We start from the raw sequence: 22,493 nt of genomic DNA, 5'->3' as shown, positions 1-22,493 counted from the left end.
AGCTTGATATTTATAATGATATTTTAAGCTACGGATTATTTAATTTATGAAGCTTTGTTGTTTTGAATATTAATTACTTTAAAGGTAAAGTTAATTTGTAGATTGTTGTTTTTAAAACTTCCGTATCGTTGTCTTCGCAAAGTAAAAAATCAATTTGATTGTTTGATTTCTTATATAAAGTCAATCCTTCGAATTTGTTAGTAGAACTTATTTTTTTTGTATAGTCTATTTTCATGGTCTTTAAATCGATTCGACCAATAAAACTTCCTAAAATTTCTCCATCATTGTAAGTCGATTTAGTGTCTTCGGCTGTAGCCAAAAAGTAAATTTTATCATCAACAAGAATTGCATCGGTAAAACTGCTTCGAACTCCTTTTATCTTTGGGAGTTTATAATCTACAGAAATAAGACTAAATTCTTCGCCTAAACTTTTGGCATGTATGGTAAATATGGCATTTTCATTAGTTTTCCCGTTTCCGCGATTGAATAAATACCAATTTTCACCATCGAAAATAGCACCTTCAAGATTGAAATCTTCTGGTTTGATGCCTGAGAAATTTTGCATTACGGCATAAAAATCGGTTAAATTGTTTGTGGCAATTTTAGTTTTTGATTTTAAATCGAATTCAACCATTTTGTTTCTTTGAGCGGTAGAGCCAGAACCAAAAATGTAAAGGGTATCATTATGATTTGTGATGGACTCAAAATCAGGTTTTAGATTTTTGGCAATATTTTCGGTAGGATTTGCAATTATTTCATGCTTTTTTAAATCGGAATTATCAATGTTGTATTCGTATAAATAACCGCTATTGTCACTAATAACAAATAATGAGTTGTCTTGATATATAAGTCCTGATGCGGAACCAATCCCGATGATTTGAAATAGTATTTCGAGTGTAAATTTTTCCATGATTGTTGTTTTTAAATCTAGTTGTTTTAGCTCCGATTACTTCACTATATTTTTATTTTAAATAGAGTTCAGTGAATTCCATTTGTAATGAAAATACTTTGAGAGGAAATTGTTATTTTTTTTTGAAGAAGCAGAGCGACCAACGGAAACTCCTGTTACTTTATTAGAAAAAAGCAATTTACTGAAAAGTATTGTAATGCAAAGAGGGAAAAAGCTGACCAAAAATAGTATATTTACTTTAATTAAAACGATGAAATATGAAATCAATTGACCCAAAAAAATTTAAAGTTGTTGATAAAATAAAATTATCAAAAATCCCTACCTTACTGGATATAGATGCCGATGAGAAAGAAAAGGAAGTGAAGCTGGATAAGGTTCAAGCCAAATTGAGTAAACTACAAGATACGATGTATGCTCATAATAGGTACGGCGTTTTGATTTGCTTGCAAGGAATGGATACTTCAGGAAAAGACAGTTTGATACGTGAAGTATTTAAGGAGTTTAATCCTCGTGGGGTTGTGGTTCATAGTTTTAAAACACCTAATTCGACTGAGCTTGAGCATGATTATTTGTGGAGACATTATCTTGCTTTGCCTGAAAAAGGTAAGTATGCGATTTTTAACCGTACGCATTACGAAAATATTTTGGTTACTCGTGTGCATCCTGAGTTTATATTAAATGAGAATTTGCCTGGAATTGAGAAAGTAGAAGATATACCAGAGGATTTCTGGAAGAACAGGATTGAGCAAATTAACAACTTTGAAAAACATATTACCCAAAACGGAATTATTGTTCTGAAGTTTTATTTGCATTTGAGCAAAGAGGAACAACGCCAAAGATTATTGCGACGATTGGATAAAGAAAAGCACAATTGGAAATTTTCTGTAGGGGATTTAAAGGAACGTGAACATTGGGATGAATATCAGCAATATTATGAGGAGGCAATAAATAAAACTTCGACTAAGGATGCTCCATGGTATGTAGTTCCTGCTGATGATAAAGAAATGGCACGTTATATTGTTGCCAAAATTATTTGGGAAGAAATGCAAAAACATACGGATATTAAGGAACCTGAATTGGCTGAAGCTATAAAAGATAATATTAAAGTTTATCAACAACAATTAGAAAACGAGTCTTAGAAATAAGGCTCTTTTTTTTGGTTTGATGTTACTGAAAGCTTATGAATGTTTTGTATTACTAATTTAATGTTAATTATTTTAGGGTTTATTTGGCAGTTTTGATATAACTATTGTTTTTTTGATAATATCTAAATCATTTTTAGTTAAAGAGTGGGGGCTTACTTTGCCAAAAAAATATAAACCAACTTAAACTAAAAATGAAAAGAATTATTTTACCCCTAATTATTCTAGGCTCGTTAATGACATCATGTAATAACGATTCAAAAGATCAAGAGGAAGTGGCAACATCAAGTGTTGTATTAAAAGACCAATCGCTTACACCGAGTTTATTAAAAGCAAAAGCAGGTTTCGAAAGCCTAAAAATCTATTCTCTTTTTAGTTCTGATGATGTTTTCCCAGATAGTCCTAAGTTTGTTTTTGGAGGTTCTGCAGATGGTTCTGGTTTGTTAAAAAATACAGATGGAACTTTTACTTTTTTGGTAAACAATGAAGACAATTTTGCAGTTTCTAGAATTACTCTTGACAAAACATTTAAACCTACTAAAGGGGAATACTTGCTAAACTCTAGCGGAGGAACTTGGAGATTATGTGGAGCTACAATGGCTACGCCAGCAGAGCATGGTTTCGGACCTGTATATTTAACTTGTGGAGAATCTGGAGAGGAATCTCGTACGCATGCATTAGATCCTAACGGAAGTGTAGGTTCGGCATCGGTATCTAAAGAATTAGCAGGTTTTGGTCGTTTAAGTGCCGAAAATGCGTTGCCTTTACGTACAAATGCTTACAAAGGAAAAACAGTTGTTGTAATTGGTGATGATGACTCTGGAACTTATGGAGGTCAGGTTTTTATGTATGTATCAAATACTGTAGGTGATTTATCAGGAGGTTCTTTATATATGCTAAAAAGAAACGACGATAACCAAAGAGAGATGGATATGGCGGTTAGTAAGTCTTACCCAGTTTCTTTTGTAAAAATTGAAAACCATAAAACGCTTACAGGTGCACAAATTAACGCATCAGTAAATACTCTAAAAGCAATTAAATTTGGTCGTGTTGAAGATTTAGATTACCGCAAAGGTGGTGGTACTGCAGATCGTGAATTGTATTTTAACGCTACAGGACAAAATACTACTGGAACAAATGCGGATGGTTCTAGAACTAAATATGGTAGAGTTTATAGATTAAATCTTGATGCAGCCGATCCATTAAAAGGAACTTTAGAAGTTGTTCTTGATGGAGATAACCGTTCTGGAATTGCAGGTAAATTTCAAAACCCTGATAATATTTGTGTAACGAAAAACTATGTGTACGTTCAGGAAGATGCTAACGGATATGGTGATGAAACGCATGATGCTTATATCTATCAATATAACATTGCAACTAAAGATTTAAAAGTAGTGGTTGAATTGGATCACCGTCGTACACAAGCAGATGCTGCTAAATATAACGTAGGAGGTATGTCTAAATTTGGAGATTGGGAATATGGTGCTTTGATTGATGTTTCTGAGCAAGTTGGTATCGAAGACACTTTTATGTTAAGTGTTCAGCCTCATAGCTGGACTGGCGACAAATATAAAGGTGTTGATGGTGGAACTAACCGTCCTAACGAACAACAAGCAAGTCAAATCTTAGTACTTAAAGGTTTAGCAAGATAAATTTTTAAGTAATTATAAAACAGCTGTCCACTACTTCGATCTGAGGTAGTGGTTTCTGTTTTTCTGAATATTCCTCTTTTAATCGTTATTAAATCATGAAAAAAATATATTGTTTGTTGTTGCTAGTAGTATTAGTTGCTTGTCAGAAAAAAAACAAACATCAGGAAATAAATGAATTGTTTAAAGCCGATATTACTTTATTGATTCAAAAAGTTGCCAAACTTAAATATTCGGTTCAATCGGATTCGACCGAAGCACAAATCCAGAGACAATTTTTAGAAGCACACCAAAGCTATAAGAAAGTCGAAATGATAAGCGAATATTACTCGCCAACAGTTTCTAAAGCTATTAATGGCCCAGCAATAAGTGAGTTTGAAGAAAATGATAAAATAACAGTTCCACCCGAAGGCTTTCAGGTTATTGAAGAGTTGGTTTTTCCGAAATATAATGCAGAAAGCAAAAAAGAATTGGTTCAGGAACTGGGAGTGCTTGCTGCTAATTTAACTCGTTTAGAAAAAGTTTCGAGTACAAATGAATTAACCGATGCTCATGTATTTGATGCTATGCGATTGCAGGTATATCGAATAATTACCTTAGGAATTACAGGATTTGATTCGCCTGTTATTTTTAACTCCATTCCCGAAGCATTGGTATCTTTGGAAACGATCGAAAAATATTATCGAGTTTTTATAGAGGATAAGAAGGTTTCGAATGCTAAACAGGTTCTTGATATCTTTGAAAAAGGAAAGAAATACTTAAAAGCAAATACTGATTTTAATACTTTTGACCGCGCTTTTTTTATTCGAGAAATTGCGAATCCATTGAGTAGAGGACTTTATACAACTCAAACAGAACTAGGGATTCCGTTTATGACAGAATCAAGAGGTTTAAAACCAACAGCACAAACTATATTTGATAAAGACGCATTTGATGCAGAAGCATTTTCTGGTTTTCCAGATTATAAAACAACACCAGAAAAAATTGCTTTAGGGAAAAAGTTATTTAACGATCCAATTTTATCTGGAAACAATACGCGCTCTTGCGCTTCGTGCCATCATGAAGAAAAAGCATTTACAGATGGTTTAGAACGAGCGATTTCATTAGACGGAAAATCGATGATTCAACGTAATACACCAACGCTAGCTAATATCGCTTTTCAGCGTGTATTTTTCTCTGATTCCCGAGTAGGTTATCTCGAAGATCAGGCAGTTGCAGTTATAAAAAATGAAAACGAAATGCATGGCTCTCTAGAAAAATCAGCATTGGTAATTAAAAATAATGCTGACTATGTGAAGGAGTTTAAAAAAGCATTTCCGAAAGGAGAAATAAATGAATTTGAAATAAAAAATGCTTTGGCATCTTACATTCGTTCTTTAAGTCATTACGACTCTAAGTTCGACAGATATATGCAAAATAAAGCAACATTTACAGCAGATGAAAAAGCAGGTTTTAATTTATTTGCAGGCAAAGCCAAATGTGCAACTTGTCATTTTATTCCGCTTACAAACGGAACAGTTCCTCCAAATTTTGATAAATCTGAAAGTGAAGTGTTGGGTACGCCAAATAAAAATAAAATGCTTGATGGCGATTTAGGGAAGTTTGTATTAACACAAGCAGCCATTCATAAGTTTTCGTTTAAGACACCTACAATAAGAAATATAGAACTTACAGCTCCTTATATGCATAACGGGGTTTATAAAACACTCGAAGAAGTTGTTGATTTTTATAATGATGGTGGCGGAATAGGTTTAGGTTTTGATCTTCCTAACCAAACGTTACCTGAAGATAAACTAAACTTAACCGAAAAAGAAAAGAAACAATTAATTGCCTTTATGAAGACGCTGACGGATGATAGGTATTTGGTGGGTAAGAAGTAAGATTATAGAGGCAAGATGAAAGACTGGGAGATTCAAGATTATAGAAGCAAGATTATAGAAGCAAGATTATAGAGGCAAGATTATAGAGGCAAGATGAAAGACTGAGAGATGAAAGATTATGTATAAGAGATACGAATTTCTAATTTTTTTTAATCTGCTAAAGATTCACATGTTGCTTTGCGAACTTTGCGGTTACTTTTTTTGTCACAGATTTCACAGATTAAAATGATATCTGTCCGTTGGTCAAAAGTGTAATGCCGTTCATCAAACTAATTTTAATAGAGATTATAGTTTATGCTCCTTTGCATCAAATTAATAAAAACTATTATCATGAAAATTTACAAATTACTATTATTGACAACTCTTTTCTTATTAAGTTTAATTTCTAGCAAAGCAATTGCCCAATCTCCATTACCAATCCATATAGGTATAAAAGGGGGAGCAAATTACTCAGAGCTACCAGTTTCGGATGGCTTTAGTTCTAAATATGCATCAGGTTATTTTGGAGGTGCAATGGCACGGTTTGATGTAGGGAGGTTTTATATTCAAAATGAAATCTTGTATAGCGAGAAATCTTCTAAGATTGAGAATACTTCTTTGATGGGCGCTCGAAATGTAAAATGGAAAAGTATTGAGGTTCCATTAGTTATTGGTTATAAAGTAGTGAATTTTGATGCACTAAATGTGAGAGTTTTTGGAGGAGGAGTTTACTCTTATGTTATCGACGAAAATATTACGTCATTAAATCAATTAAAAAACTCATTTGGGAAATTTAATAAGTCCAATATAGGATATCAGGTTGGAGCAGGAGTTGAGATGTGGAAGTTTACTTTGGATTTTACTTATCAAGGAGGTCTAAATAATATAAGTAAAGACTTCAATTCTAAAGTAAGTTCTTTTAATGTGAGTGTTGGATATTTCATATTATAAACCATCTCCGTTGGGTGTAATTAATTTTAGCACATAGAAACATAGGTTTTGTACTCTCAAAGAAGGCATTTCACTTATTTTAAATGCACATAGCCTAGCTATGTGAAAGAAATGTATTTCTTTTAGTGCTCTTTATTTATACATAAAATCTATGTTTCTATGTGTTAAATGAAATTTTTACGACCAAGCGAAGCGACCAGGCGAAGTAATTACCCCCAGAGGTTAAGATTCCTTCGACCTTATAATTAACCCAGAAGTAGCAGCAAAGGATTTTTTAGTTCTTTGCTGCTCTTTTTAGAAATATCGGGTTACTTTTGAATGCTAAATTTCTCTAATTACTTATTTCTTTTTTTACATGAAAGCAAAAAATAAAGTTCAATTTCACTGGATATTTATAGTCTTTTTTTGGTTTATATTAGGAACAACCATTTGGGCACAAATGATTGAAGATTATGATTTCTTGGATGCTACTTACCAAGTGATTTTGGTTTTATTATGTTCCATTATTCTAGGACATTTTCTTAGTGATATATTGCTTCCTAAGGCATTGCGTAAGAATAAAATGCAACTATTTGCAATACAAGCGTTATTTATAGTTTTGCTTCTGTCATTTTGTTTGGCATTAATCTATACGGCTTTTTCGGATGTTTCTTTTAGAACACGATTGTATCCAGAGGAGGCTGATATGACTTCGCTACAGTTTTTATGGGCAAGGTTTTGCGGTAGTGTTCCAGCCGCAATCTTAATTAATGGTACAGCATGTGGTATTCGATTTTATCAGGAACATAATGTTATCGAAAAAAACCATGCACAATTACAACAAGTGCATTTAGAGGCGCAAATAAAGATTTTACAAGATCAAATTAATCCACATCTGATGTTTAATGTGCTTAACCACATTCATATTTTAATGCAAAGCAATGTAAAATTAGCATCGGATTTATTGATTCAGTTTTCGGATATTTTGCGATACCAATTGTATGAATGCAATAAAGAATATGTTTCGTTATATCTAGAAATTAAGTATTTAAAAGATTTGGTTTCTGTCGAAAAAACTCGATGGGGAGATGAATTGGAAGTGGAGACTAATTGGAATATCCAAGACGGGCAACTCCAAATCGTACCTTTGCTTTTGGTACCTTTAATAGAGAATGCATTCAAACATGTTTCACGATTACCAAACCAAAAAGGGTATGTGCATTTATCTTGCGAACAAGAAAATAAGCAACTGGTTTTTAAAATAGAAAACTCTTATACCGAGCAATATAAAATTCCATCCAAAAGTCAGGGATTAGGGCTTGAAAATGTAAAAAAGAGACTTGCAATCCAGTATCCAAATCGACATGAGTTAAGGATAAATAAGACCGATTCGGATTTTACAGTTGAGGTTGCTTTGGATTTAAATTAATACATTTTTGTTTGCCACAGATTATGCAGATTTTTTACCGCAAAGAGCGCAATTTTTTTTACACTGATGGTTTTATAAAACGCAAAGTTCGCAAGGCTTTGTGTTGAAATACCTTTGTGAACTTTGTGTATCCCGATAGCTATCGGGACTGCAAACTTTGAGGTTAATTTTTTGCCACAGATTGCGCAGATTTAAAGGATTTTATAAAAGAATAAATCTGCAAAATCTGCGAGAAACCTTTTTAAATTATAAGCACCAAACCTGAAAGAAAGAAAACCTGAAACAAAACTTAAAAAAATGAATATGAAATGCCTCGTAATCGATGATGAGCCTATAGCTAGAAATGGGATTGTAGATTTTATTTCTAAGATAGATTTTCTAGAAGTAATAGGTACTTGTGCTTCGGCGCTAGAGGCCACTTCGTACATTCAGGAAAAGCAAGTGGACTTGTTATTTCTGGATATAAATATGCCGTATCTTTCAGGTTTAGAATTTTTAGAATCTTTGGATAATCCGCCATTAGTGATTTTTACCACAGCCTATTCCGAACATGCTTTGGATGGATATCGTTTGCAAGTGGTAGATTATTTGCTGAAACCGATAACATTTCAACGATTTTATCAGGCTTCTTTAAAAGCGAAACAATGGCATCAAATGGTTGGAGCTCCTAAACAAACTCCACTAGATCCATTTCTTTATGTACGTCAAGAAGAAGGATTTCAAAAAATTTCTTGGGTAGATATTTTATATATAGAAGGAATGCAAAATTATGCCAAGCTGCATTTTAAGGACAAGGTTATTGTAATTCATCAAACGATGATTTCATTAGAAGAAACACTTCCTGCTGAGATTTTTTTCAGAATTCATAAATCATTTTTGGTAAATATTACCCATATCGATTCCGTCTCTGGAGGACGTTTGTTTATAAAAGGACAAGAACTACCAATTTCAAGAACACGTCGAGAAGCGTTATTGAAAGAGGTAGTTTATAAAAATTTATTGAGCCGATAATCTAGAACTTCCATTTCATAGCAACGGCTCCATAAAAAGTGGTTGTAAATTTTGGGTCAGCAAGGTCTTTTTCTTTAAAAATGTCTTTTATTTTTCGGTTATTGGTCGAGAAAGAACGAACTAAAGTTGATCCTATAGTGGGTTCAAATATCCAATTTTTACCTAGTTTTACTTGTGGCTTAATACCAGCAATAATTTGTTGATAACCTAATAAAATCGATTTATTACCTACATTAGTTTCAGCAGTCATTCCGCCTAATTCCAAAACAGCTTTTAAGTCGAAATTTTCAGACATTCTGTAACCTAATTCGATTCCTTCTGGAAAGTTGACTCTAAAATGTAAAGCTCCTTGGGATTCCCAATTAAAATAAATTCCAGGAAGTACCATTGGAACACCAAAACTATTGGTAAGAACTGGCCCCATTCCAAAAGCTAAATTTGGATTGAATTGTTTGATGAAAAGAACGCCTCCTTGAATTAATACATCATCTTTATTAATTTGTTCCATATCGGTATAAACACCAACAGAAGCCATTATTAATAATGACCAAGACTTAGATATTGATCGTAGGTGTTTGACTCCAATTTGTGCATTTAAGATTTCTGTAGGGAACCCATTTGGTAATTCAGTAGGAAAAGATAAGATGTCATAATTTTTATTTTCCATTTTGGCATAAGCACCCTGAACACCAATTGACCAAAGTCTTGGATGATTGTATTTGTCCATTTTTAAAGAAATGGGAACTTCGAGTGTAAGTTGAGCCCTCTTGAAATTACTCTTTGCGTCAGTTTTAGAACTGTCTATTGGTCGTACATAATTAGAAAACGGGACATAATCAATTTTAGCTTCCCCTGATATGCCAGTTTGCGCTTTCGTAGAAATCGAAATTAATAGAAACAGAAACAGTTGTGATAGATAAAAAACAGATTTTTTCATGATTTAAATTAAAATTTTCCACGAAGTACCATGTTCGATATCAATCCTAAAAAAACGTTTGACTAATGGTTAGTATCTGTTGACCAATGGTAAAATTCAACACATATCAAATTGTATAAAACTAAAAAAGCCTCTCTTTCGAAAGGCTTCTTATGAATGTTTTATAATGAGGTTTACAATTTAAACCCGTATGCCAATCGCAATGCAACCTGATTGGTGTTGAATTTGGTATAATCTTCATATCGCACGCTTATGTCAACATATTTATTAGCATAACCAATTCCTGGAGCCCATAAAAATGTAGTGTCATTGTATCCGTTTGTAACTGCAAAACCAGCACCAACTTCGCCTAATACATAAAATTGATCTTCCCAAATAAAAGCTTTGAAACCCGCTTTTGCAGGAATGAATCCTATGTCTTTTAAGTCCTGTTTGTTGACAAATAAATTAGTAAAACCAGTTGTTAGGGTTAAAGATGTTTTCATAGATAAATCATACTGTAATCTAACATCACCACCTAAAGACCAACTATAAACTTTATTAGTCGGAATTCCACCGTTTAAACCAAATCCTAAGCGGAAACCTTGGTCATAATTTTTTATTTCGGTGCTTTGTGCCATTGCAGAAGTACAAATAATTGCTAAAACTGCAATTAACAGCATTTTTAAATTGATTGTCTTTTTCATAATATCTGATGTTTTAGTTTTTAATGATGTAAAAGTAGTAGTAGGGTAGTGTGAGGACGTTATATAATTATTAGCTTTTATTATATAATATTTAGGTTCCCAAGGAATTGAATAATAAATAGGGTTATAAATTGAATAATAGGTAAAGAATTGAAAGCTTCTAATTATCTTTGCACACTAAAAAAATACAAAGTGAACTTTTCTCAATACACAAAAGAATTTTCTTATAATCTAAAATTAGCATATCCAATAATATTAGGAATGGTTGGGCATACCCTTATTGGTATTGTCGATAATATAATGGTAGGAAAACTAGGAAGTACAGAACTGGCTGCAGTTTCATTAGGGAACAGCATGATTTTTATTGCAATGTCATTAGGAATCGGATTTTCTACTGCAATTACTCCTATAGTTGCCGAAGGCGATGCAGAGAAGAATGATAAAAAAATTCGCAACGCATTTCATCATGGATTATTTTTATGCACCATTTTAGGATTGATGCTTTTTGGAGTAGTTGTTTTGGCAAAGCCAATAATGGAATTACTAAAACAACCTGCCGATGTAATTGCTCTTGCTAAACCTTATCTTGATTGGGTAGCTTTCTCATTGATTCCTTTAATTATGTATCAGGGATACAAGCAGTTTGCCGATGGACTTTCGCTTACTAAATATTCTATGTATGCTATGGTTATGGCAAATGTGCTGCATGTAGGAATAAATTATTTGTTGATTTACGGTATCTGGATTTTTCCTAAAATGGGAATTGTTGGGGCGGCACTTGGAACAGTAATTTCAAGAATATTTTTGGTAATGTTCATGCATATTATGATATCAAGAAGAGAAGAATTAAAGCATCATTTTCAGAATTTTAGTTTTTCAGAAATTAAAAAAGAAACAATTAAAAAAATTATAAGCATAGGATTTCCATCAGCGATGCAAATGCTTTTTGAAGTAGTGTTGTTTACAGCATCAATTTGGCTTTGTGGTAATATTGGTAAAACCAGTCAGGCAGCCAATCAAATTGCTTTAAGTTTGGCTTCAATGACCTTTATGTTTGCTATGGGATTAAGTGTAACTTCGATGATTAGGGTTAGTAATCAAAGGGGATTAAATGATTTTAAAAATTTAATTGTAGTTGCGCGTTCCATCTTTTTACTTGCAATTATAATCGAAACAGTTTTTGCGATTCTATTTATAGCTTTCCATAATTACTTGCCACATATCTTTTTGAATATGGAAAATGGAGGACAGCTTTTGGATAATAATGAAGTAATAGCTATTGCATCTAAACTGCTTTTAATAGCGGCAGTTTTCCAAATTTCAGATGGAATTCAGGTAGTTGTTTTAGGAGCTTTACGTGGATTGCAAGATGTTAAAATACCGATGTATATTACATTTGTAGCGTATTGGGTTATCGGTTTTCCTATTTCATATTATTTAGCCGAATACACCGATTTAAAAGCGGAAGGAGTTTGGATAGGACTTTTGGCAGGATTAACCGCAGCGGCTATATTTTTGTATATTCGTTTTCATTACCTGACAAAAAAATTAATCAATAATTCAGTTTCAAATTCATAAATTTGGAGCAAAATAAATAACCACAGACGAAGTAAATCTGTAAAAAATAGTCCGCATAGCGGATAATAGCAAAATAAAACAAAAACAAAAATGGAATTACCTAAATTTTTACTCGGAGACAATACTGATTTTCCAGATGATATCTTCATTATTCATCTTGATTACCCAAGATTTATCATCAATTTAAAAGATGATGAGGTTGAGTTTATGGAAGAAGCAGAAGATCTTGATGAGGCTGAATTAAATGCCGAAATGGAAGGATTGATTGTTCTTGCTAATGAGTTTTATGATAGAGAGATAAAACTTTACGAAGAATAAACACCTTACTTTAATTTAAATATTTTTTTTCAACACTTTAAAAAGTCCTTATTAAATGAAAAAATTCGCTTTTTTAAAACCGATTTTTAATTTTATAGCAATTGGATTGCTAATTACTACTTTAAGTCGAATATTTTTATTTTTCATATTTAAGGATAGAGTAGTTGAGACTCCTAATTTTTGGTATATTTTTCCAATTGGGTTACGAATGGACTTGATATTACTATGTTATTTGTCATTTCTTCCAGCACTATTAGTTACTTTATTACCAAATAACTGCATCAAATTCACAAATAAGTTCTTGGTGTTTTATAGCTTCTTATTCCTTTTTCTGATTCTTTTTGTAGAATTGGCAACACCAGATTTTGTGAAGCAATATGATACGCGTCCAAACAAAATCTTTTTAGATTATTTAATATATCCGAGAGAAGTAGTAGGGATGCTTTTAAAAAGCTATTTGGTTTCTATAATCGTTACTTTCATAATTTTAGGAGTTGTAGTATATTTTGCTTTTAAGAAGGGAAAGAAATATTTTCATACACATCCAGCTGATTATAAGTTCAAATTAATTGTATTTCCATTTGTAGCTTTTCTATTGTTCTTTGGAGCACGTTCAAGCCTTACATCTAAGCGACCAATAAATGCAAGTAATGCCGTTTTTTCTACAGATCAGTTAACAAATACCTTAGGATTAAATTCATTTTATACAGTAGCTTTCGCAGCTTACTCTATTAAAAATGAAGGAAATACTAAGATGTATGGTAAAATGGAAGAAGCAGAAGCTATTGCTCGTGTAAAAAAGTACATGACAGTAAATCCTAATGATTTTACAGATTCGGAAATTCCATTTCTACATATTCAAAAACCAGATACGCTTTTAAGACAACCATATAATTTGGTCATATTTTTGCAAGAAAGTCTTGGAGCAGAATACGTTGGGATTTTAGGAGGTAAGCCATTAACTCCAGAGTTTGATAAGCTTTCAAAAGAAGGATTGCTCTTTACCAATTTATATTGTACAGGAACGCGTAGTGTTCGAGGAATTGAAGCAGTTGTTACAGGGTTTCTACCTTCGCCTTCAGAAAGTGTAGTGAAATTAGGAAACTCACAACAAGGATTTTTTACTTTGGCAGATGCCTTAAAACAAAAAGGATACGAAACTAGTTTTATATATGGAGGAATGGCCAATTTTGATAACATGGCTTCTTTTTTTAATGGAAATGGTTTTGAAGATATTGTAGATCAGGAAGATTTTGATAGCGATGGACATAAATATGCATTTAAAGGAACTTGGGGGTATTCAGATGAAGATTTGGCTGTAAAAGCAAATAATTATTTTAAAGCCAAAGGAGACAAACCATTTTTCTCATTAATGTTTTCAACTTCTAATCACGAACCATTCGAGTACCCAGAGGGTAGAATAAAACCATATGATAAAAAAGCTGCAACAGTTAATAATGCAATGAAATATGCCGATTTTTCGATTGGAAAATTCTTCGAAATGGCTAAGAAAGAAGCTTACTTTAAGAATACTATTTTCATCGTAATTGCAGATCATAACACAAGAACATACGGAAAGAATCTAGTACCAATAAACAAATTTCATATTCCAGCCTTAATTATGGGACCTGGAGTTCCTAAAGGGAAAGCATATGACAAATTGGCTAGTCAGATTGATATTCCTCCTACGTTATTAAGTTACATAGGAGCACAGTTTGAAACACCAATGGTAGGAAGAAATTTAACTAAAATAGGACCAGATGTAAAAGGAAGGTCTATTATGCAGTTTAATGACATTAATGCATTTAGAGTTGAAAATAAGGTTGTAATCATGCAGCCAAATTTAAAACCATTGCAATTTGAAATTAAAAATGATACTACTTTAATTCCAGTTAAACTAGACGAAGAATTTGCAAAAGATGCTTTGGCACATGTAATAACAGCAGGGAATTTGTACAAACAGAATAAGTATAAACTTAGAAAGAAGAAGTGATTTTTAAGATGCAAAGGTTCAGAGATACAAAGTAACAAAGGTTTTTAAGTCGTTACTAAGATATAAAGGTTCTGAGGTACTAAGTTTAGTCTGATTTTTAACTCAGAAACTTAGTATTTTAGGACCTTTTTTAAAACAATTTTAATAGATGTTTTTGACTGTAAAAACAGAAGAGGATTTATATTAAAGCGACAGAGGTTCAGAGATACAAAGAAAAAATAGGTACAAAGACTCAAAGTGACAAAGGTTCATAGGTGTTTTACTCTCTATCTTTGTTACTTCGTTCCTTATGAACCTTTCTTGTATAAATTCAACAAAATACTAGCAGCTGCAAAAGGTGAAATTTCATCATTTTGCACTGCTTTTTTGTTTTTATCAAGTTCAGCTATGATTTCGGGATGATTATAAAAGTTGTTTTTTAATTGCTCATTTATGGTTTCCATCATCCAAAATTGATTTTGCTCTTTTCTTTTTTCCTGAAAATAAAGACTAGTTTTTGCCATTTCAAAATAATCAAGAATCGTTTGCCAAACTTCTGGAATCCCTTCGTGAGTGATGGCGCTACAAGTTGCGACAGTAGGTTGCCATCCTGATTTTTTTGCTGGAAATAAATGCAACGCTCTATTAAACTCCGTTTTTGCTAATCTTGCTTTTTTAATGTTATCACCATCTGCTTTGTTTATGACAATAGCATCAGCCATTTCCATAATACCTCTTTTAATACCTTGCAATTCATCACCAGCACCAGCTATTTTTAATAATAAGAAAAAATCAACCATACTGTGAACAGCAGTTTCGCTTTGACCAACACCCACGGTTTCAATCAATATCGTATCAAATCCAGCTGCTTCGCAAAGTATAATTGTTTCTCTGGTTTTTCGGGCAACACCACCAAGAGTATCACCTGAAGCACTAGGTCGGATAAAAGCATTTTTATCTTTTACCAATTCTTCCATTCGGGTTTTATCACCAAGAATACTTCCGTGAGAGAATGAACTACTTGGATCAACTGCCAATACAGCTAGTTTTTTTCCTAATCCGGTGAGTTGTTTACCAAAGGCTTCAATAAAAGTGCTTTTTCCAACTCCGGGAACTCCGGTAATTCCTATTCGAACAGATTGATTGGCATGAGGTAAGCAGCTATTAATTATTTCATTGGCTTTTGCCAAATGATCAGGATTGGTGCTTTCTATAAGTGTAATTGCTCTGCTTAATGCAGTTATGTTTCCAGACAAAATACCAGAAACCAATTCTTGTGCAGAAGGTTGAATTCGTCTAAAACGCTGAATTTGCTCAATCGATGTTCCACTGGTGATTTCAGGTTGTGAAATTCCAGGTTTTTCATTTAAACTGCTTCCTTGTTTTTTATGTGCTGACAAACTCTTTACTTTTTGAAAGGTAAAAGTAATCAAAACAAAAACAGTTTCAAAAAGTTAGTTTATCTCGAATTACACCAATTTTACTAATTAAATATTCGATTGAATATTTGCTAAGTATGATTAGCATAAATAAATTAGTGAAAATTGGTGTAATTTGTGGCTATAAAAAAATTAATAAGCTGCAGTAAAACGTACTTGATGATGTTTAGGATTTTCAACTTCATCGGCAATTACTACTGCCAAATCCTCTACAGATATAATACTTCTTTGATTTTCATCAAACACAGGATTGTCTAATCCTAAACGATATTTAGCAGTTCTTCCTGTTGTAATACCAGGATGCATTTCGAAAGCAGGGCTAAAAAATGCCCAATCCAAGTCTTTTTCTTCTTTTATAATATTTAAGTAATCTCTCGCAGCCGAAGCTCCAGCATGATATTCTTTTGGGAAATCTGGCGTATCTACAGCTTGTAAATTAGGAGCAATAAATAAACTTCCTGCTCCTCCAATTGTAATAAAACGTTTTACTCCCGATTGTTTAACAGCTTCCTGAATAGATTTTGAACCTGCTATAAAATCATCATAAAGATTAGGGTTTGTCCAACCAGCATTATAAGCGCTAATTACAACATCATTTCCTTTTAGTATAGTTGCTAATTCAGTTGTGTTTAGGATATCTGCTTTTACCCAATTTACATTGGTAGAATCTTTTGGGTTTCTTGCTATAGCAGTAATTTCATGATTGCGATTTGCTAATTCGTTTAAGATAGTTGAGCCTACAAAACCTGTAGCTCCGATAATTGCGATTTTCATAATATATAATTTAATTAGTAATAAAAAATGTTACAGTTTGGTGTAAAAAAATAGATTAGAACTGATTTGAGAAATTTTCTAATGTAACTGTGCTTAATTGCGCATTTATTTTTTCGTTTATATCAGCATATAATAAGTCTAGATTTTCGTTTATTTTCTTTCCAACAGGGCAATCTGGATTAGGTTGATTTTTAGCGTAACCAAGATTTACAGTATCAAAAGTCATTTTAAAAATATCAAGTAAAGTAATTTCGGAAGCAGGTTTTAATAATCGTGTACCTCCATTTTTACCTTCCTTACTCTCTACAACATGATTTTTTTTCAGGTTCGAAATTTCTTTTCGTACCAAAACAGGATTCAAATTAATGCTACCCGCAATGTATTCCGATGATAGATAATCATTCGGAAATTTAGAAAGTAACGTAAGAATATGTGTTGTTATGGCAAACTTACCTGAAATCATACTGTAATAAAATATGTTACAAATTTATAGGTTTATATTGAACTGACAAAATAATTTACTTTAAAATTAAGTTATTTAAGAAGATTTTAAGTGCTATTTTTGTTTTTTTCAAAGATGACCAACTTTATTCTAATTTTCGTTTTTATTACTGCAGGGCTTATATTGCAAAATATCAAGGGTTTCCCTATACATATCTATAAGACATTAAACAAAATTGTGATTTATTTATGTCTTCCTGCCTTGGCATTGTTTTTTATTCCAAAAATAAAATGGAGCACCGAATTGCTATTTCCTATTGGAGCAGCATGGATTGCTTTTATAGTCGCATTTCTTCTTTTTTCGATTTTAGGAAAAAAGTATGGATGGTCAAATAAACTAATAGGATGCTTGATTCTCACAGCTGGATTAAGTAATACCTCATTTCTTGGTTATCCTATAATAGAGGCTTTATATGGGAAATCAGGGTTAGAAACGGCTATTTTGGTTGATCAGCCAGGTTCTTTCGTGGTAATTTCGACTTTGGGTGTTTTTGTAGCGGCATTTTATTCCAAAGGAAGTCCTAATTCATTCGCAATTGCAAAGAAGATATTGACTTTCCCACCTTTTATTACCTTTGTTGTAGCCTGTTTTATGAATGTTTTTAATTATGATTTTGATGAGAACCTTCAGGTTGGGTTTCAAAAGTTAGGCAGTTTGGTTACGCCGCTTGCATTACTTTCTGTGGGATTGCAACTTCGTTTTGAAAAGAATAGCAGACATTGGAAGTTTTTGACCTTAGGGTTATTCTTTAAGCTTATCATCACGCCATTATTATTTTTGATATTGTACGTTTTTATTTTAAAACAAAATTCATCGGTAATTAAGGTCACAATTATGGAAATGGCTATGGCACCTATGATTACAGGAAGCATTTTAGCTTCGACATATGGTTTAAAGCCCAGATTGAGTAGTATGATGATTGGTTTTGGAATTCCTATTTCGTTTGTTACACTTGCAGTTTGGTATTTTATTATGAATTTTATTTAGTTTATATATTAATTTTTTAGTTCAATTTTATTATGAGTTCGTCAAGTAATTCAGCTACAATCGATAGTTCGGTTTTAGTTCAAAAAACAGTTTATTCCGTATTATTCTCAATAGCATTTGCTCATTTACTTAATGATTTAATGCAAGCAGTAATCCCTGCTACTTATCCTATATTAAAGGATAACTTCAAATTAAACTTTACCCAAGTCGGATTAATCACTTTTGTTTTCCAGCTTACAGCTTCTTTATTGCAGCCTTTTGTGGGGCTTTATACTGATAAAAAACCAATGCCATATTCATTAGTGATTGGTATGATATTTACTATTTCGGGATTGTGTCTATTATCGATATCAAGCACATTTTGGATGTTATTAGTCTCAGTAGGATTAGTAGGTATTGGATCTTCTATATTTCATCCAGAAGCTTCCAGAGTTGCCTTTTTAGGTTCAGGAGGAAAGCGCGGTTTAGCGCAGTCTATTTTTCAATTAGGTGGAAATGCAGGTAGTGCGATAGGGCCATTGTTAGTAGCTTTAGTAGTTGCTCCTTATGGACAATTCCACGTAATTTGGTTTGTTATTGCTGGAATATTGGGCATTATCATTTTGTCAAGAATTGCTGTTTGGTATGAAAATCATATGAACTTGCGTGCTGCCAAAAAAATAGATATAGAAGAAACGACAGTTCCATTATCAAATAAAAAGATAACCATTTCGATTATCGTCTTGTTATTCCTTATTTTTTCTAAGTTTTTCTATATGGCAAGTATGTCTAGTTATTTTACTTTTTATTTAATAGACAAATTCGGAATGAGCATTCAGGATTCTCAATTTTATTTATTTGTTTTCTTGGCGTCTGTTGCAGCAGGAACATTAATAGGAGGGCCATTAGGCGACCGTTTTGGACGAAAGTATATCATTTGGATATCAATACTAGGAGCTGCGCCTTTTACATTATTACTACCTTATGCTAACTTGTTTTGGACAGGAATCTTATCTGTAATAATTGGAATCGTAATTGCTTCTGCATTTTCGGCTATTTTGGTTTTTGCACAAGAATTAAAACCTGGTAAAGTTGGAATGATTTCGGGATTGTTTTTCGGATTTGCTTTCGGAATGGGAGGTTTAGGTTCGGCAATTTTAGGTTATGTTGCAGATCAAACAACTATTGAGTATGTTTTTAAAATAAGTTCATACTTACCTTTAATAGGAGTTCTTACTTATTTCTTACCTAATATTAAAAAGCAAGCATAATTCTATCAAGTCTATCAACTTTGTGATTTTTTTATAGTGGTCGATGTTTTCCTTGTGCTTTTTTTACTTATTTTTAAATAAAATTTTAAATAAATACTCATGGCAACACTACGATTAGGAGATATAGCTCCAGATTTTGAAGCAGATACAACTCAAGGCCCAATAAAATTTCATGAATGGTTAGGAGATTCTTGGGGAGTGTTATTTTCTCACCCCTCAGATTTTACTCCTGTTTGTACAACAGAGTTAGGAACTGTGGCTAACTATTACCCAGAATTTGTAAAAAGAAATACAAAAGTTATCGCTCTAAGTGTAGATGGTTTAGAATCGCATTTGGAATGGATTAAAGATATTAACGAGACTCAAAATACAACTGTAAATTATCCTATTATTGCTGACGAAGATAAAAAAGTGGCAAATTTATATGATATGCTACATCCAAATGCAAGTGATAAATTTACTGTACGTTCGGTTTTTATTATTGGAAACGATAAAAAGATAAAACTAACATTGACTTATCCAGCATCTACAGGAAGAAATTTTGACGAATTGCTTCGTGTAATTGATAGTCTGCAATTAACAGCAAATTACAGTGTAGCAACACCAGCAAACTGGAAAGACGGTGACGATGTGGTTATATCTCCATCGATTCCAGATAGTGATATTGCGGCTAAGTTTCCAAAAGGACATAATCCTATAAAACCTTATTTGAGGATGACTCCTCAGCCTAATAAATAGGTTTAAATATTGTAATAAAAAAAGGTATAATTTTCATTATACCTTTTTTTTGTGCTATACTTTTTTTCCAAATTGTTTCATTCGTTTTTTGTCTCCAACAACCCAAATGATATCATCTTTTTCCAAAATTAGTTGCGATTCAGGATTCAGGATTCGTTTACCGTTTCTTTCAATTCCAACTACTAAAGCATTTGTTTTATGTCTGAATTCACTAATGGTTTTTTTAGCAAATTCATCATCAGATAGTTCTAATTGATTTAAAACAATCTCTGATTCTTCAACAGCTTGTGGTATTTCAATTTCATTTTTGGTTAGATAATTTGTAAACTCATTTACTTGTGCATCTGTACCAATAACGCATATTTCATCTCCAGGGAATAAACGTTCTGTTTTGGTTGGAATTTGTATGGTAATATCACCTCGTCTTATAAAAGCGATATTGATTCCTAATTCTTCTCTAATTTTTAATTCTTCCAGTGTTTTACCAGCAAGATTAGATTCTTTGGCAATTTCAAATATCGACATGTGGCCATCCCAAGGAGTTAAGTTGGCGTATTTTCTATCTATTTTAGTTGTTTCACGATCATTAAGGTTTTTAAGGAAATGACTCTCTATTCTGTGGTATTGTTCGTTTAGTTTTTTAGGGAAAAATTGATATGCAGCAACGGCAATAACTAAAGCAACAAAAGCAACTAAAGGCGAGAAGAAGATATTCAATAGGAACCCTACGTAAAATAATCCTAACCCGATTCGTATTAAGATCATCATCATAATCGGGCCACGGTATTTTCTTTCTTCCCATAAAAGCTCAACTTCTTTTACTGCAACACGTCTTAACGAAAGAGCCCACAAAAATGGAGCAATAACTATAAGGGTTATAAGTGCAGCAATTGTATTTCCAAATCGTGTATCCTCAACTAATGGGGCTACATATTTAGAAGAGAGCAAAATAACTGCAGTTATGATTATTGTGTGTATTACAATTTGAGTGATGTAAGAGCGTAATACAATTTGCCATGTACTAACAGATTTTATGGCTTGTGCGTTAAGACTGTAACGGTTGATGTTTTTGATCCATTTGCGGGGTAGTTTTCGTTCTAAGTAATCGGAGAACGGACCAGCAAATTTAACCATAAATGGAGTTGTAAATGTGGTTACAGCTGATACTGCAACAACTATAGGGTATAAAAAGTCACTTGTTACATGAAGTGACATTCCTAAAGTGGCTATAATAAATGAGAACTCCCCAATTTGAGCTAAACTCATCCCAGTTTGTACCGATTGTTTTAATGGTTGTCCAGAGAGCAAGGCTCCAATAGTAGAACTTATTGATTGACCAAAAATAGTAACGAGGGTTAAAATTGCTACCGGAAGGGCATGCGTGATAAGCATCTCGGGATTGATTAACATTCCTACTGATACAAAGAAAATAGCGCCAAATAAATCTTTTACAGGTTTTACTAAATGCTCAATATGTTCTGCTTGTGTAGTTTCGGCAATAATAGATCCCATAATAAAAGCTCCCAAAGCTGGAGAAAAACCAACATTTGAAGCTAAAATCACCATCATTAAACACAAAGCAAGTGAAATGATAAGCAACATTTCATCTGTTAATAAATGTTTGGCTTTTTTTAATAAAGTAGGAATAAAGAAGATTCCTCCAACAAACCAAGCTGTAAGGAAAAAAGCTAATTTTAATACGGAAAGTAATAGAGCGCTTCCCGAAAATTGTTGGCTTACTGCAATAGTCGATAGTAAAACCATCATTAAAATAGCAACAATATCTTGTACAATTAAGGAACCAATTACAATACCAGCAAATTTTTGTGCCTTGACGCCCAATTCATCGAACGTTTTGAGGATAATGGTGGTGGAGGAGATTGATAAGATTACACCTAGAAAGATACTATCCATTTTAGACCAATCCATCCATTGACCGACCAGATAACCTAAGGCGACCATTGTTATTATTTGTGTAATTGCAGTTATAGAGGCGGTACCTCCAACTTTCATTAATTTTTTAAAGCTAAATTCAAGCCCTAAACTAAAAAGTAAAATAATTACACCAATCTCAGCCCAAACTTCTACACTTTTATTGTCGGTTACAGAAGGAAAAAAATCAATATGATTTCCTGCTAAAAATCCAGCGATTAAGTAGCCAAGAACCAAAGGCTGTTTTAATTTTTTAAAAATTAGCACAGCAATTCCTGCAGTCATTAGGATTAATCCTAAGTCACTAATTAATGGTTCTAAATGTTGTGTGGCATTTGTTACAGTCTCTGTTGGACTCATGGGCGTATACTTTTATATATTTATTTTTTGAATTGTTGTAAGTTAGCAAAAATTAAAAAAAAATGAAAGTAATTGTATTTAGAAACGCAA

At 32.7% G+C, this 22,493-nt stretch carries 19 protein-coding genes; 12 read left to right on the top strand and 7 right to left on the bottom strand.

Translation table 11 applies throughout. The features are described from left to right. Nucleotides 1-73: 73 nt before the first annotated feature. Complete coding sequence (locus OIU80_RS01740; protein WP_264285386.1) at nucleotides 74-910, bottom strand: DUF6929 family protein; 837 nt, start codon at nucleotides 908-910, stop codon at nucleotides 74-76. A gap of 257 nt (nucleotides 911-1,167) precedes the next feature. Here OIU80_RS01740 and OIU80_RS01735 point away from each other — a divergent pair, with 257 nt between their 5' ends. The 6 genes from OIU80_RS01735 to OIU80_RS01710 all read left to right on the top strand — a co-directional run bounded on the left by OIU80_RS01735 (nucleotide 1,168) and on the right by OIU80_RS01710 (nucleotide 8,930). After that, nucleotides 1,168-2,049, top strand: a complete 882-nt coding sequence (locus OIU80_RS01735; RefSeq protein WP_264285385.1) for a PPK2 family polyphosphate kinase — start codon at nucleotides 1,168-1,170, stop codon at nucleotides 2,047-2,049. A 197-nt stretch (nucleotides 2,050-2,246) separates the two neighbouring features. Then, the gene (locus OIU80_RS01730; RefSeq protein ID WP_264285384.1) at nucleotides 2,247-3,704 is read left to right on the top strand and encodes a PhoX family protein; all 1,458 of its coding nucleotides are present in this window, start codon (nucleotides 2,247-2,249) and stop codon (nucleotides 3,702-3,704) included. Between the two features lie 95 nt (nucleotides 3,705-3,799). After that, on the top strand, nucleotides 3,800-5,581 hold the full coding sequence (locus tag OIU80_RS01725) for a cytochrome-c peroxidase (RefSeq protein WP_264285383.1): 1,782 nt from the start codon (nucleotides 3,800-3,802) through the stop codon (nucleotides 5,579-5,581). Nucleotides 5,582-5,911: 330 nt separating this feature from the next. Then, nucleotides 5,912-6,511, top strand: a complete 600-nt coding sequence (locus tag OIU80_RS01720; protein WP_264285382.1) for a porin family protein — start codon at nucleotides 5,912-5,914, stop codon at nucleotides 6,509-6,511. 355 nt (nucleotides 6,512-6,866) lie between these two features. Further along, nucleotides 6,867-7,919 (top strand): sensor histidine kinase, encoded by a 1,053-nt coding sequence (locus OIU80_RS01715; protein ID WP_264285381.1) that lies wholly within the window; start codon nucleotides 6,867-6,869, stop codon nucleotides 7,917-7,919. Nucleotides 7,920-8,216: 297 nt separating this feature from the next. Beyond that, complete coding sequence (locus tag OIU80_RS01710; RefSeq protein ID WP_264285380.1) at nucleotides 8,217-8,930, top strand: LytR/AlgR family response regulator transcription factor; 714 nt, start codon at nucleotides 8,217-8,219, stop codon at nucleotides 8,928-8,930. Between the two features lies 1 nt (nucleotide 8,931). Here the strand turns inward: OIU80_RS01710 and OIU80_RS01705 are convergent, their stop codons facing one another. After that, complete coding sequence (locus OIU80_RS01705; protein WP_264285379.1) at nucleotides 8,932-9,867, bottom strand: DUF6268 family outer membrane beta-barrel protein; 936 nt, start codon at nucleotides 9,865-9,867, stop codon at nucleotides 8,932-8,934. Between the two features lie 173 nt (nucleotides 9,868-10,040). After that, a complete protein-coding gene (locus OIU80_RS01700) occupies nucleotides 10,041-10,553 on the bottom strand; it encodes a hypothetical protein (protein ID WP_264285378.1) in 513 nt (170 codons plus the stop codon). Between the two features lie 192 nt (nucleotides 10,554-10,745). Here OIU80_RS01700 and OIU80_RS01695 point away from each other — a divergent pair, with 192 nt between their 5' ends. The 3 genes from OIU80_RS01695 (at nucleotide 10,746) to OIU80_RS01685 (ending at nucleotide 14,442) form a co-directional block, all read left to right on the top strand. Further along, a complete protein-coding gene (locus OIU80_RS01695; RefSeq protein WP_264285377.1) occupies nucleotides 10,746-12,131 on the top strand; it encodes an MATE family efflux transporter in 1,386 nt (461 codons plus the stop codon). 90 nt (nucleotides 12,132-12,221) lie between these two features. Continuing rightward, the gene (locus tag OIU80_RS01690) at nucleotides 12,222-12,449 is read left to right on the top strand and encodes a hypothetical protein (protein ID WP_129537524.1); all 228 of its coding nucleotides are present in this window, start codon (nucleotides 12,222-12,224) and stop codon (nucleotides 12,447-12,449) included. Between the two features lie 55 nt (nucleotides 12,450-12,504). Beyond that, the gene (locus OIU80_RS01685) at nucleotides 12,505-14,442 is read left to right on the top strand and encodes an LTA synthase family protein (RefSeq protein WP_264285376.1); all 1,938 of its coding nucleotides are present in this window, start codon (nucleotides 12,505-12,507) and stop codon (nucleotides 14,440-14,442) included. 287 nt (nucleotides 14,443-14,729) lie between these two features. Here the strand turns inward: OIU80_RS01685 and meaB are convergent, their stop codons facing one another. The 3 genes from meaB to OIU80_RS01670 form a co-directional block, all read right to left on the bottom strand. Then, nucleotides 14,730-15,821, bottom strand: coding sequence for a methylmalonyl Co-A mutase-associated GTPase MeaB (gene meaB / locus OIU80_RS01680; protein WP_264285375.1), 1,092 nt, complete (start codon nucleotides 15,819-15,821; stop codon nucleotides 14,730-14,732). Between the two features lie 171 nt (nucleotides 15,822-15,992). Next, nucleotides 15,993-16,634, bottom strand: a complete 642-nt coding sequence (locus OIU80_RS01675; protein WP_264285374.1) for an NAD(P)-dependent oxidoreductase — start codon at nucleotides 16,632-16,634, stop codon at nucleotides 15,993-15,995. A gap of 55 nt (nucleotides 16,635-16,689) precedes the next feature. Next, nucleotides 16,690-17,097: an Rrf2 family transcriptional regulator gene (locus tag OIU80_RS01670; protein ID WP_264285373.1), complete on the bottom strand. Its 408-nt coding sequence runs from the start codon at nucleotides 17,095-17,097 to the stop codon at nucleotides 16,690-16,692. 114 nt (nucleotides 17,098-17,211) lie between these two features. Between OIU80_RS01670 and OIU80_RS01665 the strand changes: the two genes are divergently transcribed. The 3 genes from OIU80_RS01665 (at nucleotide 17,212) to OIU80_RS01655 (ending at nucleotide 20,111) form a co-directional block, all read left to right on the top strand. Continuing rightward, nucleotides 17,212-18,123: an AEC family transporter gene (locus OIU80_RS01665; protein WP_264285372.1), complete on the top strand. Its 912-nt coding sequence runs from the start codon at nucleotides 17,212-17,214 to the stop codon at nucleotides 18,121-18,123. 32 nt (nucleotides 18,124-18,155) lie between these two features. Continuing rightward, on the top strand, nucleotides 18,156-19,373 hold the full coding sequence (locus OIU80_RS01660) for an MFS transporter (protein ID WP_264285371.1): 1,218 nt from the start codon (nucleotides 18,156-18,158) through the stop codon (nucleotides 19,371-19,373). 99 nt (nucleotides 19,374-19,472) lie between these two features. Continuing rightward, the gene (locus tag OIU80_RS01655) at nucleotides 19,473-20,111 is read left to right on the top strand and encodes a peroxiredoxin (protein WP_264285370.1); all 639 of its coding nucleotides are present in this window, start codon (nucleotides 19,473-19,475) and stop codon (nucleotides 20,109-20,111) included. Between the two features lie 54 nt (nucleotides 20,112-20,165). Here the strand turns inward: OIU80_RS01655 and OIU80_RS01650 are convergent, their stop codons facing one another. Continuing rightward, a complete protein-coding gene (locus OIU80_RS01650) occupies nucleotides 20,166-22,403 on the bottom strand; it encodes a cation:proton antiporter (protein WP_264285369.1) in 2,238 nt (745 codons plus the stop codon). Nucleotides 22,404-22,493 lie beyond the last annotated feature (90 nt).

This window comes from Flavobacterium frigoritolerans (genome assembly GCF_025847275.1).
Lineage (GTDB): Bacteria > Bacteroidota > Bacteroidia > Flavobacteriales > Flavobacteriaceae > Flavobacterium > Flavobacterium frigoritolerans.
The sequence above is the reverse complement of the archived record's forward strand: the minus strand, read 5'-3'. Positions and strand labels throughout refer to the sequence as shown.

Bases quoted from the DNA above. Each gene is read 5' to 3' on its own strand.
- OIU80_RS01740 (WP_264285386.1), bottom strand. From the start codon at position 910: ATGGAAAAATTTACACTCGAAATACTATTTCAAATCATCGGGATTGGT.
- OIU80_RS01660 (WP_264285371.1), top strand. From the start codon at position 18,156: ATGAGTTCGTCAAGTAATTCAGCTACAATCGATAGTTCGGTTTTAGTT.
- OIU80_RS01725 (WP_264285383.1), top strand. From the start codon at position 3,800: ATGAAAAAAATATATTGTTTGTTGTTGCTAGTAGTATTAGTTGCTTGT.
- OIU80_RS01710 (WP_264285380.1), top strand. From the start codon at position 8,217: ATGAATATGAAATGCCTCGTAATCGATGATGAGCCTATAGCTAGAAAT.
- OIU80_RS01700 (WP_264285378.1), bottom strand. From the start codon at position 10,553: ATGAAAAAGACAATCAATTTAAAAATGCTGTTAATTGCAGTTTTAGCA.
- OIU80_RS01735 (WP_264285385.1), top strand. From the start codon at position 1,168: ATGAAATCAATTGACCCAAAAAAATTTAAAGTTGTTGATAAAATAAAA.
- OIU80_RS01720 (WP_264285382.1), top strand. From the start codon at position 5,912: ATGAAAATTTACAAATTACTATTATTGACAACTCTTTTCTTATTAAGT.
- OIU80_RS01690 (WP_129537524.1), top strand. From the start codon at position 12,222: ATGGAATTACCTAAATTTTTACTCGGAGACAATACTGATTTTCCAGAT.
- OIU80_RS01655 (WP_264285370.1), top strand. From the start codon at position 19,473: ATGGCAACACTACGATTAGGAGATATAGCTCCAGATTTTGAAGCAGAT.
- OIU80_RS01730 (WP_264285384.1), top strand. From the start codon at position 2,247: ATGAAAAGAATTATTTTACCCCTAATTATTCTAGGCTCGTTAATGACA.
- OIU80_RS01685 (WP_264285376.1), top strand. From the start codon at position 12,505: ATGAAAAAATTCGCTTTTTTAAAACCGATTTTTAATTTTATAGCAATT.
- OIU80_RS01665 (WP_264285372.1), top strand. From the start codon at position 17,212: ATGACCAACTTTATTCTAATTTTCGTTTTTATTACTGCAGGGCTTATA.
- OIU80_RS01650 (WP_264285369.1), bottom strand. From the start codon at position 22,403: ATGAGTCCAACAGAGACTGTAACAAATGCCACACAACATTTAGAACCA.
- OIU80_RS01705 (WP_264285379.1), bottom strand. From the start codon at position 9,867: ATGAAAAAATCTGTTTTTTATCTATCACAACTGTTTCTGTTTCTATTA.
- OIU80_RS01670 (WP_264285373.1), bottom strand. From the start codon at position 17,097: ATGATTTCAGGTAAGTTTGCCATAACAACACATATTCTTACGTTACTT.
- OIU80_RS01675 (WP_264285374.1), bottom strand. From the start codon at position 16,634: ATGAAAATCGCAATTATCGGAGCTACAGGTTTTGTAGGCTCAACTATC.
- OIU80_RS01715 (WP_264285381.1), top strand. From the start codon at position 6,867: ATGAAAGCAAAAAATAAAGTTCAATTTCACTGGATATTTATAGTCTTT.